Consider the following 13059-nt stretch of genomic DNA (forward strand, 5'->3'; position numbering starts at 1 on the left):
CCCGGACAGCGCATCAAAGGCACGGATCGACATGATCGTGCCATCAACAAGCCACGAAGCCGATGAAGATCGGCGATGGCAAGACGGCCGGTGGCCCGCCCGGGAGGATTTCGTGCGCAGACAGGACCCGGAGACTCGTCAGGCACCGGTCGACGAACGGATCGCGCATCGGGCGCTCGGGCTGCCGGGTCCGCGCGCCGGCGCCGGGTCGATGTCCCAGCAGGCGCGCGACCGGCTTTATGAACGGATGTTTCCGCGCGAGATCTGTGGCGGCGGCGACGAGGGCAGCGAGTAGGCTGTCGGATGACTGGTGCAACAGTCCCGGCCCCGCCTGGGCCGGGACGTAGTCGTGCTGGCGGAACCGCCCTGCTCAGGAGCGAGCGAAGCGGGCGAGATCCTCCGTGAGCCGGTCCTTGTCGGTCATGAACAGCCCGTGCGGGGCACTCTCGTAGCGCAGGTAGGTCGCATGCGGCAGCGCGGCCGCAACGGCGTCGCCGGTGACACCCGCCGGCACCGTCTTGTCGCCGGTGCCGTGGATGACCAGCGTCGGGATCTTGAAGGCGGCAAGATCGCCGCGGAAATCGGTTTCCGAAAAGGCCCGGACGCAATCGATGGTCGCCAACGGGGAGGCCTGCAAGGCCATGAACAGCGTCCACTGCATGATGGCGCTGGAAACCGGCGAGCCGAGCAGCCCCGCACCGAAGAACAGCTTGCCGAACTCGTTCAGGAAGTGCGGCCGGTCATCCTCCAGCTGTCCGATCATCTGGTCGAACACCGAGCGATCGACGCCATCCGGGTGATCCGGCGTCTTGAGCACGAAGGGCACCACGGAAGAGACCAGCGCCACCCGGCCGATCCGGGCACCGCCATGGCGCGACAGGTAGCGCGCGATCTCGCCACCGCCCATGGAGAAGCCAACCAGCGTCGCGTCCTGGAGGTCGAGTTCGTCCAGCAGTGACTTCAGGTCGTCGGCGAAGACGTCGTAGTCGTACGGTCCCGAGGGCTGATCCGAGCGGCCGAAGCCGCGGCGGTCGTAGGCGATGGTGCGCAGACCCTGCCGGGCCAGCGGCGTCATCTGGTACTCCCACATGTCGGCATTGAGCGGCCAGCCATGGATGAACACGATCGGCCCGGGCGCGTCGCGCGGCGTCGCGCCTGCGCTTCCCGCGAACCAGTCCTTGTAGAACAGGCGGGTTCCGTCCCCCGTCGTGATGTGCGGCATATCGATGCTCCCTGCTGCCGGACCCGGTGCCGCCGGCTTCTGAAGCGAACGGCGCCTCCTGCGGACGGTTTCAGCCAGGGACGGGCCCGCACCGTGCCGTGATGGAGTCCCAGAGCAACCGCTGCCGCGGCCACCGGTTCGAGGAGCTTGGCCGACCGCCCCGGTCGCAGCCTTGCGAGAGCGACATGAACCAGGATCCGCGCAGCAACTATCCGACCCCGCCGTTCAGCCAGCCGAAGATCGACCCGCCCGGCTCGAGCGCCGAGATGACGCCGAAGCCCGACCATGGCGAGAGCAGCTATCGGGGCTCGGGCAAGCTGGAGGGACAGGTGGCGCTGATCACCGGCGGCGACAGCGGCATCGGCCGCGCGGTCGCGATCGCCTTCGCACGCGAGGGCGCCGACGTCGCCATCTCGTTCCTCGACGAAAGCGCCGATGCGCGCGACACCATCGGCTGGATCGAAGAGGCGGGTCGCCGCGCGCTCGCCCTGCCGGGCGACATCACCAGCCGCGCGCTCTGCCGCGGCCTGGTCGAGAAGGTGGTCGCCGAGTTCGGCCGGATCGACATCCTGGTCAACAACGCCGCCTTCCAGCGCACCCACGAGAAGTTCGAGGAGATCGACGGCGACGAGTGGGAGCTGACGTTTGCCACCAACGTGCATGCGATGTTCCACCTGACCCAGGCGGCGGTGCCGCACATGCGGCCGGGCAGCACCATCATCAACACCACCTCGGTCAATGCCGACATGCCGCCGCCGACGATGATCGCGTACGATGCCACCAAGGGCGCGATCTCCAACTTCACCGGCGGCGCCGGGCAACTGCTGGCCAAGCAGGGCATACGCATGAACGCGGTGGCGCCCGGTCCGATCTGGACGCCGCTGATCCCGTCGACGATGGACGCGGACTCGGTGAAGAATTTCGGTGCCCAGACCCCGCTCGGCCGGCCGGGCCAGCCGGCCGAGCTTGCCGCCGCCTACGTGCTGCTGGCGTCCAACGAGAGCAGCTACATGAGCGGCGCGATCATCCCGGTGACCGGCGGCAGGCCGATCCTGTAGGCGACCGGCCCCGGGGCCGTCAGAAGCCGAGATTGCCCGGCCCGAACGAGTGCGGCAGCAGCTCCTCCAGCGTACTCTGCAGCAGGACGCTGCCTTGCTGGTCAACCATGCGTATCACGACCTCCGGGCCGGCGAACTCGCGCAGCTTCTGCCGGCAACCGCCGCAGGGTGTGCAGGGAAGCGGGCCGGCGGCGGCGATCACCACCTCGGCGATCCGGCGCGGCCCGGCCAGCACCATTGCCGCGATCGCACCCGCCTCGGCGCAGGTACCCTGCGGATAGGCGGCATTCTCCACGTTGCACCCGGCATGCAGGCTGTCGTCGTCGCAGCGCAGCGCGGCGCCGACAAGGAAGCGGGAATACGGGGCGTGGGCGCGCAGGCGGGCGGCCACGGCGGCTTCGATCAGGGGGTCGCTCATGCCGGATGTCCCGTCAGACTGTTGGAGTGATGCCCAGGCTAGCCGCGCCGTTCGCAACCCCAAAGCGGCAGTCAGCCGTCGAGCGCCCCTTGGTGGCGCGTGGCGGCACCACTATCCTCCATTGATGCAAAGCGCCGCCTCGCTCGCTCCGACAGATCGCGCGAACCAGCAGCCCGACCCGGCGACCGGCGACATGCTGGCCACCCGGCCGCATCTGTCGATGCATGCGGTGTCCGGCCTGCTGCTGGGCGACGTTCCGCTCAACGCCATCGCGGACACGCTCGGCACCCCGTGCTGGGTGACCGGCGCCGATATCCTGCGCAGCCGCTACCGCGAGCTCACCGGCGCGATGGCGGAAGCCGGGTTGCCGGTATCGGTGCATTACGCGGTGAAGGCCAACGATCATCTGGCCGTGCTGCGCGTGCTCGGCGCGGAAGGCGCCGGTGCGGACGTGGTCAGTGGCGGCGAGCTTCGCCGGGCGGTGCAGGCGGGCATCGCGCCGGAGGCCATCGTGTTCTCCGGCGTGGGCAAGTCGGAGGACGAGCTGCGCCTCGCCCTCGCTCTCGGCGTCGGCCAGATCAACGTCGAGAGCGCCGAGGAGATCGTGCGTCTCTCCTCGATCGCCGCCGGCATGGACCGGATCGCCCACATCGCGCTGCGGGTCAATCCCGACATCGAGGCCGGCGCCCACGACAAGATCAGCACCGGCCGGCTCGGCGACAAGTTCGGCATCGACCATCGCGACATCCTGGCCCTGTATGCGCAGGCCGCCGGCCTGCCCGGCCTGCGCCCAGTCGGTCTTGCCGTGCATATCGGCAGCCAGATCGACAGGGCGGCGCCGTTCCGCGCCGCCTACCGCCGGCTTGCAAGCCTCGTCGACGCCCTGCGCGCGGCCGGCGGACAGGTCGGGACGATCGATTGCGGCGGCGGCCTCGGGGTGCGCTACCGCGACGAGAACGGACTGTCGCCGCGCGCCCTGGCCGGCGCGATCCGTGCCGAACTCGGCGACCTCGGGGTCCGCTTCGCCATCGAGCCCGGACGCTGGCTGGTGGCGCCGGCCGGACTGCTGCTGGCCTCCGTGCTGACCGTCAAGCGCCAGCGGGACGGCGCACCCTTCGTGGTGCTGGACGCCGCCATGAATGACCTGCTGCGGCCCAGCCTGTACGGGGCCTGGCACGGGATCCTGCCGCTGTCGGCCGCGGTGGCGGCCGGCCCGCTCTCGCCCGCCCACGTCGTGGGTCCGGTCTGCGAGACCGGCGACAGCTTCGCCCGCGACCGCATGCTGCCGGAGCTGCGCCCGGGCGACCGCGTCGCCATCCTCGATACCGGCGCCTACGGGGCGGTGATGAGTTCGACCTACAATGCGCGGCCGCTTGCGGCGCAGGCCCTGATCGACGGCGGACGCTGGGCCTGCATCCGCGCGCGCCAGCCGGTCGAGGCGCTGTGGCGTGACGAGACCGTGCCCGACTGGCTGCAACGCGCCGACCTGCCGCCGCTGCAGGACCGGCTGCGTTGAGCGACGTGATCCCGGACCGGACGGACCGCGATACCGGGATCGCCCGGGCTCGTCGGCGGGCCGCCGCCAACCTCCGCGTCGAGCAGATCTGGCCGGCGCTGCTGCCATCGATGGCAGTGGTCGCAGCCTATACCGTGCTGGCGCTGCTCGACCTGCCGCAGCGCCTTCCGCTCTGGCTGCAGGTGCCACTGCTCGTCGTCGTGCTGGTGGCCGCCGTCCAGATGGCCTGGGTGCGGTTGCGTCACCTGCCCGCCCCCCGCTCCGACCTCATCGATCGCCGCATCGAGCAGGCTTCCGGCCTCCGCCATCGGCCGCTGCAGGCGCTGCTGGACCGGCCGGCCGGTGGTGGCGAGGCCGGTGTTGTCTGGACGGCGCATCTCGGGCGGGTGCAGGCCGGTATCGGACGGCTCGACGCCGGCTGGCCGCGCCTCGGCCTGCTGCGGCACGACCCGTACCGGCTCTCCCTCGCGCTCGGGCCGCTGCTGCTGGTGACCGCCCTGGTTGCCGGCGCCGATCTCCCCGGCCGGCTCGCCACCGGCTTCCTTCCCGGCCTGGTGGTGCCGCCCGGACCGATGCCGCGCCTGCAGGCCTGGATCACGCCGCCCGACTATGCGCACGCGGCGCCGGTGTTCCTGACCGGCGGCCACGACGTTGTCAGCGTCCCGGCGGGCTCGGTGCTGCAACTCAGCCTGACCGGCGTGGTCGGGCGGCCTCACCTCGCGCTGCACATGCTCGATGCCAGCGCAGATTTGGCGGGCAAGGTCCGGCTCGAGAGGCTGGCGGCGGGAAGCTGGTCGCTGCAACGGTCGCTGCAAGCCGGCACCAGCCTCTCGCTGCGTGCAAACGGCCGGGCCCTGGCGGATTGGACCCTACGGGTGACACCGGCACCGCAGGTGCTGGTGGCATGGAACGGCACGCCCGGGCCGGCGACCCAGCCGTGGCTGACGCGCCTGCCCTGGCACGTTTCGCATCCATACGGCGTCTCTGCGCTCGCCGCCGAGATCCGCCTCGCGGATCCCGTAGGGTCCGGCGGTGGGAGGGTGTCCGGCGGCGGGGCCATCGCGCCGTTGCAGGTGCCGGTCGCGCTGCCGCCGGATGCCCGCGACGCACGCGGCGTTGCCCTGCCCGACCTGTCCGCCGACCCGCGTGCCGGCGAGGCGGTGATCGGCCGCCTGCTGGCGACCGACGCCGCCGGCCACACCGCCGCGTCCACGGAGGCGCGTTTCCGCCTGCCGGAACGGCCGTTCCACAATCCGCTCGCCCGCGCGGTGCTTGAAGCCCGCAAGCGCCTCGCCCTCGGTCGCGAGACACGTGCCGCCACCGCCGCCGACCTGCAGGCGCTGGGCGATGCGCCCGGCGCCTTCGCCACCGATCCCGGCCTGTTCCTGAACCTCTCCAGCACCGCGTCGCTGCTCGGCGACGACGACGTGCGGGACCAGGCCGCGATCTCGGAGGCCACCGCACGGCTGTGGAACCTCGCCCTGGCGCTGGAGGACGGACTGCACAACGACCGCGCCGGCGCCCGCGCGCTGGCAGACGTACGCGCCGCCCGCGAGGCACTGGCGCAGCAGCTCGAGCACATGCGCCAGCTCGGCGACAAGGGGCAATCGTCCGCGGAACAGTCCGAGCTTGACCGCCGCATCCAGGCGCTGCAGTCGGCGATCGCGCGCCGCCTGCAGGCGCTCGCCGAACAGGCCAGGCGGGATCACACGATGCTGCCGCCGATGCCGGACGCGAAGGCGCTCACCGGCGGCGACCTGTCCCGCATGATGCAGCAGATGCGCGATGCCGCCGCGCAGGGCAACACACGCGAGGCGATGCAGCAGCTGCAGCGCATGCAGTCGATGCTGGACCGCATGCGCAGCGCCACGCCGCAGGACCTGCAGAGCCTGCGCCAGCAGGCCGAGGCGCAGGCGCAGGTGCGCGAGCAGATGCAGGGGCTGCACGACCTGGAGCATCGGCAGGCCGATCTGCTGGACCAGAGCCAGGCGCGCCAGGGCGCCCAGCAGCGCGAGGCGCAGGCACGTGATGGCGCCAGCCAGCGTGGCCAGATGGACGAGGCGACGGCAGAGCTGCTGAGCCGTCTCGGGGTGTCGCCGCCGCAGGAGCAGGGCTTCCCGCCGCCCAATCCGGACGGACGTGACGACAGCGCGACCGACCCGCAGGCGGAGGCGAAACGCCAGGCTGCCGGGCAGGCCCGCGAGAAGCAGCGAGCAACCGACAGCCGCACGCAGCATGCGCTTTCCCGCGCGCTCGAGGAGCTCGGGCAGGAGTTCAAGAGCCTCACCGGACGCAAGCCGGGCGGATTCGACGAAGCCGGCCGCGCCATGCAGCAGGCGCGACAGGCGCTGGCCGCCGGCCAGGACCAGGCGGCGCAGCAGTCCCAGCAGCAGGCGCTGGCGGCGCTTCAGAAGGGCGGCCAGCAGATGCAGCAGACGCTGGCCTCCTCGAAGGGTGGCAGCCCGATGCTGCTGCCGGGAATGGCGGGCAACAACCCGTCGGACGACGCCGGCGACGCGCCGGGCCAGGAAGCGCAGGGCGACGGCCAGGATCCGCATCCCGGGCAGCGCGATCCGCTCGGGCGCCCGGTCGGCATCGGCCCGCATGCCGATGACGGCGACACCCATGTGCCGGATACCGCGGAACGGCTGCGCTCGCGCGAGATCGAGCAGGAACTGCGCCGGCGTGACACCGACCGCACCCGGCCACCGGCGGAACTCGACTACCTGGATCGGCTGCTGAAGTCGTTCTGAGAGCGGGTTTCGAACGGCCTCGCCTCGCTCAGCGACAGAGATGCGTGGCGGTCACGAAACTGACCAGGCGCGGCGGCTCGTGCGTCCAGTCGGCCTGCTCGCAGAACGGGCGGACCACCGCCACGGCCTCGATCCTGTGGCCATCCTGCAGCTTCAGGGTCGCGAGAAGGATGCGCATGTTGTTGGAGAGATCACGCGAGTACAATCCCGGCGCGTTGTCATCCAGCCCGATTGCCTGCTCCAGTTCCGTTTCGGCTCCTGGCCTGTCCTTCTTCAGCAGGTGGGCGACACCCGCGTAGAAACGTGCCCTGGCGTCGTAGGGATAGTTGAAGGCAAGCGTTTCACCTTGAGCCACGATGTCGGCGCTACGCCGCGGCATATCCTTTGTCGAGAAGAACCGGCTTGCGGGTCCGTAGTAGCCATAGTTGATCGAGACCGCATGGGCAGAGCATGCGGCCGAGAATGCGGCGAATGCAGCGAGTACCGTCGCCCCGACCGCGTATGGCGGCCGTTCCGAGTAATCTTCCCAGCCGCCCAGAAGAAGAAACCCGATCAACAGGCCGAAGACGGCTCCACCGGTATGAGCGGCGTAATTCACATGCAAGGCGCTGCTGGCGTGAAGCGGTATGAGGCTCGGGATGCCGAAGAAGGCTGCGCGTCCTTGCGCCCGCGACCTGGCATGTCCCCTTGGTAGCCGGAAGCTGGTCATGAAGAGGGCGCCGAGCACAGCCATGACTCCCCCCGACGCGCCCACGGTCACCATCGATGGCGGCATCCAGAAGATCGTCGCCAGCCCTCCACAGACTGCACCCAGGACGAAGATGCAGAGTATCCATGCATGTCCGACGATGCGCTCGAGCGCGTAGCCTGCAAGGCCCATGGCCATCGCATTGCCGATCAGGTGCTGCGCGTTCGCGTGCAGGAACGCGGACGAGAGCAGGCGATACCATTGGCCGGCGCGGGCCAGAGAGCCTGTCAGACCGCCCATCAGGATCTCGGCCATCGGATTGCTCCCGATGTCCTCGCCACCCGGAGCAAGGCGAAGCTCGACGAGATAGACCGTGACGAAACCGACCAGCAGAAGAATGGTCGCCAGCGGCACGTTGGTGACAGTCCCCTCCTCGAGGGTCCCGCCGGAGGCATTGGCATCATAATAGGGCCGCGCAGGCAGGACGCTCATGCGGAAGTCTCTCGGGCTGAAATTCTGATATGCTTAAATGTAACGAATATCTCTACTCAGCCCATTTATCAGGGTCCGGTCCGCGCCACGAAGCCATTTCTTTGTCACAACGGTTTTTCTGGAGCCGTTGCGGCGGCCGATTTCTCTCCACCGGCTCGCAGACCGTTCGCAAGGGCGTCGCTCGCCACCCGGACACGCATTGCGAGCCACGGCGACGAAGGTCGGGATATCGGCATACCCAGGGATCATGCCGGATCGTGGACAACGGGGAACCAGTCTCAGCAGAGCATGGCGTCACTGCCCCCTGCCGGCGCAATGCCTACCGCCGGCGGTCCTGACGATGCCTGTCGTTCATCCGCCCGAGCCGGTAGTTTCTGCCACCCGGCAGGCATGGTCCTGCAGGCGTTCGCCGGCGCCGAAATCGAGCCGCAGCCGGTCGATTTCACCGTCGAGAAGGATGAAGCCCGGTCGCGGCGCCACGGCGCCGACCAGCACGAGCGTGTGCCGGCCCATCTCGCGGCCGGGATCGTGCAGAGTGGCAGCGAGCAGGCGGAACGGATCCCGCGGTCCGAGCGTGTCGCCGGGAAGGAACATCGCACGGTAGCTGGTGCCGTCGATCGGCGGCAGCGTGGTCCAGCCGGTTCCGATGGTGGCCGAGGCTGCCTGCAGCATTGCGTGTGCCGGCACGCCGATGCAGTCGACGTGGATATGCAGCTGGTTCTGGCTGCGGCCATAGGCGGAGTTGATCGCAAGCGACAGATCGTCGCGCGGGAGGGAACGACCGACCCTCGCCGCGACCAGCGGCACCTGCTGCCAGGCGTCGGCGAAATAGTTCGGCGCCTGTGGCTGCAGCAGCTCCGGAGCCTCTATTCCGGACAGGCGCCGTGTCGGGATCAGCAGATACTGCTCGCGACCACGGATATCCTTGAGCACCGCGTAGCCGCCGCCGAGATCGACGACGGCGCAAGGTTCGGGACGCGCATGCAGCTTCTCGTCCGGAACGCAGCGCCCGTCGACGATCTTCCACAGTGCCGATGGGTCGGCGGCGTGCGCGGCGCTTGCCTGCCAGAGCGACGCCAGCAACGCGGCGCCGGCAAGGCGAGCCATCGCCAGGCGCCCCTGCTTCACGCGCCTTCGATCACCGGGGCCAGTCCCGCCGCCTGCGCCAGCCGGTCGAGCCGGCGGCCGACGCTTTCGGTGCCGGAGGCCAGCCGATCGGCGGAGAGCCGCAGCACCAGCCGGTTGCCGTCGCGCAGCAGGGCGGTTCCGTGCAGCAGCTCGGGAATACCGGCACACAGCACGTAGGCGAGGCGCAGGGCGAGGCCAAGGATCTCCGCCTGCTGGAAGCCGCGTGCGTCGAGCAGGCGACGCGCCGGTTGCAGAAAAGCCTGGTCGAGCTCCGCCTCGTAGCGCATCGCCAGCACCAGGGCGAGAAAGGCGCGCGTAGGATGCGACAGCGCCATGCCCGGCTGGCGCAGGATGCGAAGAAAGGTCTGCTCGGCGCGATATTCCGGATGATCGAGCGCGCCGGTATCGGACACCCAGCAGGCGCTGACACGCAACCGGCGTTCTTCGGCGGTCTCACCTGCGAACAGCGCCTCGGTCCAGTCGATCAGCGCCGGCGGCAGCGTCGTACTGCGGCTCAGCCTTGCCGCGAGTTCGTGCGAGGACGCTTCCAGCGGCGGCTCGTCCATCACCCCGGGGGCGACGCGGCGCATGTACCAGCCCTCGCGCAAGCCGTCGACGCTGAATACCACGCGGTCCGGCTGCACCCGGCGCAGCAGCCGGCGCAGCACGGTGGCGGCGAACGGCATGTCGTCGAGGCGCTTGCGTGGCGCGCCCGGCAGGCGCTCGAGGGTACGTCGGGTGGCGCCGATCACCCAGCCTGTCATCTCGCGGGCATCTTCCGGTGCAAGTTCGTACTGGTGAACGATGTTGAGCGGATAGAAGGTGCGCGCGATCTGCAGCCGTGCGAGCGCCCGGAACGCGCCGCCGACCAGATACAGCGTGCGGCCGGTGGCGTTGGCAAGCCACTCGACACCATCGAGATCGTTCTCGACCAGTGCACGCGCACGCTGCACGTCGCCGCCGGCGCGGTCGGACAGCCGGATCACGCCGAGCCGCAGCGTGCGCGCCTCGTGCATCCGGCCATCCCCCAGCCGCACCAGTTCGAGCGAGCCGCCGCCGATATCCGCCATCAACCCTTCCGCCTGCGGCAGGCCGCACAGCACGCCGGTGGCGGAATAGTCGGCCTCCTCCAGGCCGGACAGGATGCGTATGCTGGCTTCCGGCATCGCCGCGCGCAGCACGTCGATGAATTCGGCGCCGTTGCTGGCATCGCGTACCGCCGCCGTCGCCAGCACCTCGAACGGCTCCGCCTGCATGCCGCGCGCCACCGCATTGAAACGCGCCATCACGCTCATCGCCTGCGCGACGCCATCCTCGTTCAGCCGCCCGGTCGCCTCCAGGCCACGCCCCAGGCGCAATACCGCCTTCTCGTTGAAGATGGTGACCGGGTTGCGCGCATGGCCTTCGAACACAACGAGCCGCACCGAATTCGAGCCGAGATCGACTACTGCTGACCGCTTGTGCCGGTGCGCTTCATGATTACCCGTCATGCCCTGCCCCTCAATCCTCGAGGATGCGGTCGGGGCGCCGCGGCAACGGACGCGCCACCGGCACCACCTGCCCGCGCGCCGCCGAGCCACGTCCGGACAGCGACGGATTGGTCATGAAATACTCGTGCGCCGAGAACGGCTTGCCGCCTGGATCCAGCCGGCGCCAGACCGCGTCGGCGCCAAGCTTCCAGGATTGCAGGTTGTCCTTCAGGTCCATCACCATGATCTGGTCGAGGACCTGGGCGTGCACCGTCGCATTGCGGATCGGCACCATGCTCTCGACACGCCAGTCCATGTTGCGCGCCATCCAGTCGGCGCTGGAAATATACACCAGAGCGTCGCGCGACGGCATGCGGTGGCCGTTGCTGAAGGCGAACACCCGGCTATGCTCCAGGAACCTTCCCACGATCGACTTCACCTGGATGGTCTCGGACAATCCCGGCACGCCGGGACGCAGGCAACAGATGCCGCGCACCACGATCAGGATGCGAACTCCCGCCTGCGACGCCTGGTACAGCTTGTCGATCAGCTCGTCATCGACCAGCGAATTCATCTTGAGCCAGATCTGGGCGGGCTTGCCGGCACGCGCGAACGCGATCTCGGCATCGATCAGGCCGGTGAGCGTGCTGCGCGTGGTTAGCGGCGAGAAGGCCAGCACGTCCATCGCCGCCGGACGCGCATAGCCGGTCATGTAGTTGAACAGCCGCGCGCTGTCGCGCACCAGGGCGGCATCGCAGGTGAAGAAACTCAGGTCGGTATAGATGCGCGCGGTGATCGGATGATAGTTGCCGGTGCCGAAATGCGCGTAGCTGCGCACCCCGCCGCCCTCGCGACGCACCACCAGGCTGAGCTTGGCATGCGTCTTCAGCTCGGCGAAGCCGAACACCACCTGCACGCCGGCGGCCTCCAGGGTACGTGCCAGACGGATATTCGCCTCCTCGTCGAAGCGTGCGCGCAGCTCGACCATCGCGGTGACGGATTTGCCGGATTCCGCAGCCTCGATCAGCGCCTTCACGATCGGGCTGTCGCGCGAGGTGCGGTACAGCGTCTGCTTGATCGCCACCACCGCGGGATCCAGGGCGGCCTGACGCAGGAACTGCACCACCACGTCGAAGCTCTCGAACGGGTGGTGGACGATGATGTCCTTGGTGCGTATGGCGGCGAAGCAGTCGCCGCCGAAATCGCGTATGCGCTCGGGGAAACGCGGCGCATACGGCGCGAACAGCAGGTCGGGACGGTCGTCCACGATCAGCTGCTTCACGTCCACCATGCCGATCAGCCCGGCATGCAGCTGCATCTCGTCGACCGGCACGTCGAGCTCGTCGGCGACCAGCGCCGACAGGTCGGGCGGCATGGCGGCCTCGACATCGAGATGGATCACCACCCCACGCCGGCGCCGCTTCAGCGCGGTCTCGTAGGAGCGCACGAGATCCTCGGCCTCCTCCTCGAACTCCACGTCGGTGTCGCGGATGACGCGGAACACGCCGTGGCCGCCGACGTGGAAGCCGGGAAACAGCCGGTCGAGGAACAGGCCGACCAGGTCCTCGAGCAGGATGAAGCGGGCCTGCTCATGGGTTGCCCCACCTTGTCCGGCAGCCGCCTGGCCGCCGGCAGGCAAGCGAATGAAGCGCTCGACCTGGGCCGGCAGCATCACCAGCCCGCTCATGACATGGCGCTCGTCGTCGTCGCGCAGCAGCCGCAGCGCCAGCACCTGGCCCATGTTGGGAATGAACGGGAACGGGTGCGCCGGGTCGATGGCGAGCGGCGTCAGCACCGGGAACAGCCGGTCCATGAAGAAGCTCTCGAGCCAGCCGCTTTCCTCCTCGCCGAGAGCGGCGGGCTCGCAGACGACGATACCCTGCGCCTCGAGGGCGGCACGAAGCTCGCGCCAGATCCGCTGCTGCTCGTCGAGCAGCAGCCGTGCGCGCTCGGCCACCGCCTGCAACTGTTGCGCCGGGGTGCGTCCGTCGGGCGAGCGGGTGGTCAGGCCCTCGCGCACCTGGCCGACCAGTCCCGCCACGCGCACCGAGTAGAACTCGTCGAGATTGCCGGCCGAGATCGACAGGAACCGCAGCCGCTCGAGCAGCGGGTTGCGGTCGTTGTCGGCTTCCTCCACCACGCGCTGGTTGAAGTCGAGCCAGGAGAGCTCGCGATTGATGAAGCGGTCCGGGCTGTCCGGCACGATCGCCGGGACCGCGCCGTTCGTGGCTCCGGCCCGTATCGCGGATCCCGCGGCCGGCCGCCGGTGCTGCGCCGGGGCGCGGGCCGGCACGTTCGCGGACGCGGCAGCCACC

10 protein-coding genes are annotated in these 13059 nt (G+C 69.6%); 4 read left to right on the forward strand and 6 right to left on the reverse strand.

Features of this window, described 5'->3' with window-relative positions; translation table 11 throughout:
• Positions 1-112: 112 nt before the first annotated feature.
• Entirely contained in the window at positions 113-295 is a 183-nt protein-coding gene (locus tag FE263_RS00510; RefSeq protein ID WP_138324007.1) for a hypothetical protein, read from the forward strand.
• A gap of 75 nt (positions 296-370) precedes the next feature.
• Here FE263_RS00510 and FE263_RS00515 read toward each other — a convergent pair whose 3' ends face one another.
• Complete coding sequence (locus tag FE263_RS00515; protein WP_138324008.1) at positions 371-1222, reverse strand: alpha/beta fold hydrolase; 852 nt, start codon at positions 1220-1222, stop codon at positions 371-373.
• Between the two features lie 185 nt (positions 1223-1407).
• Between FE263_RS00515 and FE263_RS00520 the strand changes: the two genes are divergently transcribed.
• Positions 1408-2280, forward strand: coding sequence for an SDR family oxidoreductase (locus FE263_RS00520; RefSeq protein ID WP_138324009.1), 873 nt, complete (start codon positions 1408-1410; stop codon positions 2278-2280).
• Between the two features lie 19 nt (positions 2281-2299).
• Here FE263_RS00520 and FE263_RS00525 read toward each other — a convergent pair whose 3' ends face one another.
• Entirely contained in the window at positions 2300-2698 is a 399-nt protein-coding gene (locus tag FE263_RS00525) for a cytidine deaminase (RefSeq protein ID WP_138324010.1), read from the reverse strand.
• Positions 2699-2822: 124 nt separating this feature from the next.
• On the opposite strand from FE263_RS00525, the gene lysA reads away from it, so the two are divergent.
• A complete protein-coding gene (gene lysA / locus FE263_RS00530) occupies positions 2823-4214 on the forward strand; it encodes a diaminopimelate decarboxylase (RefSeq protein WP_138324011.1) in 1392 nt (463 codons plus the stop codon).
• A gap of 5 nt (positions 4215-4219) precedes the next feature.
• Entirely contained in the window at positions 4220-6967 is a 2748-nt protein-coding gene (locus FE263_RS00535) for a DUF4175 domain-containing protein (RefSeq protein ID WP_240759000.1), read from the forward strand.
• A gap of 28 nt (positions 6968-6995) precedes the next feature.
• On the opposite strand, the gene FE263_RS00540 is transcribed toward FE263_RS00535, so the two are convergent.
• From FE263_RS00540 to FE263_RS00555, 4 genes are all read right to left on the reverse strand, one after another.
• Positions 6996-8069 (reverse strand): rhomboid family intramembrane serine protease, encoded by a 1074-nt coding sequence (locus FE263_RS00540; protein ID WP_171033862.1) that lies wholly within the window; start codon positions 8067-8069, stop codon positions 6996-6998.
• 429 nt (positions 8070-8498) lie between these two features.
• A complete protein-coding gene (locus FE263_RS00545; protein WP_138324014.1) occupies positions 8499-9275 on the reverse strand; it encodes a CDP-diacylglycerol diphosphatase in 777 nt (258 codons plus the stop codon).
• Positions 9272-10765: a Ppx/GppA family phosphatase gene (locus tag FE263_RS00550; protein ID WP_138324015.1), complete on the reverse strand. Its 1494-nt coding sequence runs from the start codon at positions 10763-10765 to the stop codon at positions 9272-9274. Before FE263_RS00550 ends, FE263_RS00545 begins: the two co-directional genes overlap by 4 nt.
• A 10-nt stretch (positions 10766-10775) precedes the next feature.
• A complete protein-coding gene (locus tag FE263_RS00555) occupies positions 10776-13058 on the reverse strand; it encodes an RNA degradosome polyphosphate kinase (RefSeq protein ID WP_456306563.1) in 2283 nt (760 codons plus the stop codon).
• Position 13059 lies beyond the last annotated feature (1 nt).

This window comes from Lichenicoccus roseus, from assembly GCF_005844085.1.
Taxonomy (GTDB): Bacteria; Pseudomonadota; Alphaproteobacteria; order Acetobacterales; family Acetobacteraceae; genus Lichenicoccus; species Lichenicoccus roseus.

What these genes read in the sequence shown, in the direction of transcription:
- lysA (WP_138324011.1), top strand. Translation starts at nt 2,823, where the DNA reads ATGCAAAGCGCCGCCTCGCTCGCTCCGACAGATCGCGCGAACCAGCAG.
- FE263_RS00525 (WP_138324010.1), bottom strand. Translation starts at nt 2,698, where the DNA reads ATGAGCGACCCCCTGATCGAAGCCGCCGTGGCCGCCCGCCTGCGCGCC.
- FE263_RS00515 (WP_138324008.1), bottom strand. Translation starts at nt 1,222, where the DNA reads ATGCCGCACATCACGACGGGGGACGGAACCCGCCTGTTCTACAAGGAC.
- FE263_RS00520 (WP_138324009.1), top strand. Translation starts at nt 1,408, where the DNA reads ATGAACCAGGATCCGCGCAGCAACTATCCGACCCCGCCGTTCAGCCAG.
- FE263_RS00550 (WP_138324015.1), bottom strand. Translation starts at nt 10,765, where the DNA reads ATGACGGGTAATCATGAAGCGCACCGGCACAAGCGGTCAGCAGTAGTC.